Annotated in this window: 2 protein-coding genes; one reads left to right on the forward strand and one right to left on the reverse strand. The window is 38.1% G+C overall.

Annotation, left to right across the window (positions count from 1 at the left end):
- Nucleotides 1-177: 177 nt before the first annotated feature.
- Nucleotides 178-594, forward strand: coding sequence for a VOC family protein (locus F607_RS0126850; RefSeq protein ID WP_027710446.1), 417 nt, complete (start codon nucleotides 178-180; stop codon nucleotides 592-594).
- Here the strand turns inward: F607_RS0126850 and F607_RS0126855 are convergent.
- Nucleotides 589-1425, reverse strand: coding sequence for an HDOD domain-containing protein (locus F607_RS0126855; protein ID WP_038292588.1), 837 nt, complete (start codon nucleotides 1423-1425; stop codon nucleotides 589-591). The two genes, F607_RS0126850 and F607_RS0126855, sit on opposite strands and share 6 nt — an antisense overlap.
- Nucleotides 1426-1581 lie beyond the last annotated feature (156 nt).

The following is a 1581-nucleotide window of genomic DNA, read 5'->3' on the forward strand; positions in this document are numbered from 1 at the left end:
CTAGGGCTTGATTACTTACACAGGGTACTAGTAGAAGGAAGTGTTAACCTGGCAGTATTTCGGCACTCCCTGAAAGTTTTGTCCTGTACATAGAATTAGCTTTTAAAGCTTACGTCAGTAACTTGCTACTGCCGTTCAGTTTGTAGAGGGGATGTTTAAAAGAGGAGGTTATAAGCGATGATGAAAACAATTAAAATTAGAGGAATTGATCATATTGTACTGAGAACAGCACAGCCTCAGGCTATGATTGACTTTTACTGTCGTATTTTAGGTTGTGTTGTAGAACGAAAGTTAGCGAACTCAGTTGGTCTAACTCAACTACGGGCTGGTAATGCGCTAATTGATATTGTTGATGTGAACAGTGAGCTAGGACGAGCGGGTGGGGGAGCACCAACGGTGACTGAAAGAAATTTGGACCATTTTTGTTTGGTTTTGGAGCCTATATCAAATGAAAAACTAAAGTACTATTTAGGGCAACACAATATCAGTGAGGGGAATTTTGAAGAGCGTTATGGTGCCGAGGGAATGGGACCTTCTTTATACATTAAAGATCCCGATGAAAATGTGGTGGAACTAAAATCGGCTTTGTTATAAACCGAGTTGGTCCTGGGTTAATTCCTGTAAATCATCAAAGTCAAGATCGGAAAGACCCATATGCGCTAAAATCATACCTTTATTTTGTTCCCACTCATGATCTGTTGATTGGCCACCTATGCTTTCATATAGCTTACAGATATGCTCTGCCATCTTTAAAAGACAGATAAGGTCATCTTGATCATTCCCTTTAAAATAGGCAGATTTATCTGCAATGGGTGTTAAGTGGTGATGGTCTCGAATAATTTCGGCTATGTCGTTACTAAGCTGCCAAGCTTTAGCAACATAATAACCTACGATACAGTGATTGGTATGGAAATGATGATCTTCAAACTCAGTAATACTATCAACAGATTCATCATAAGCTTCGCGACAAATGGTTAGGTAATCAGGAAACTTTTGTAGCATTAAAGGGATGCCACAGTTATGGAATAGGCCGATTATATAAGCTTCATCAACGGCTAATATGTTGAGTTGTCGAGCTAATAAGACCATTGTTAGCGAAACGTCTTTGGCTCCTTGCCAGAAATTTTCGAGTGCACGTGCATCCACTTTATCAAATGAACGTTTTAATAAAAGTCCATTGATAATATTAGTGACATAAGGACAGCCAAGTAGCAGCACAGCTTGAGGGATAGAGTTAATTTTATTAGTTCTGGCAAAGGCTGGAGAATTAACTGTTTTAAGTACCATTGATCCAATACCTGGATCAGTGCTAATAACCTCAGCAAATTTATGAATATCATCTCCGACCGCTTTAACCTGCTGTATTAGCTTAGGTTGAGGTGGGATAAAAACACCTGTTAAATCAATAGGTTTGGCTAAGTCCATAATTAGAACTGTTTATAACTTCATAAAATAATATGTTTTAGTCTAGTCTGCAAAGTCTAGCTATCAAGTAAAAATATAAAATCAGCCTATGTACAGGACAGAAAGCTGAATAACTTTGAGAAATCAATTGGTTAGAAGTGAATTGATCCTTCATTG

Origin of the sequence: Zooshikella ganghwensis DSM 15267, from assembly GCF_000428585.1 — a bacterium.
Taxonomy (GTDB): Bacteria; Pseudomonadota; Gammaproteobacteria; order Pseudomonadales; family Zooshikellaceae; genus Zooshikella; species Zooshikella ganghwensis.

Excerpts from the sequence above, each read along its gene's own strand:
- F607_RS0126850 (WP_027710446.1), top strand. The coding sequence starts at position 178 with ATGATGAAAACAATTAAAATTAGAGGAATTGATCATATTGTACTGAGA.
- F607_RS0126855 (WP_038292588.1), bottom strand. The coding sequence starts at position 1,425 with ATGGACTTAGCCAAACCTATTGATTTAACAGGTGTTTTTATCCCACCT.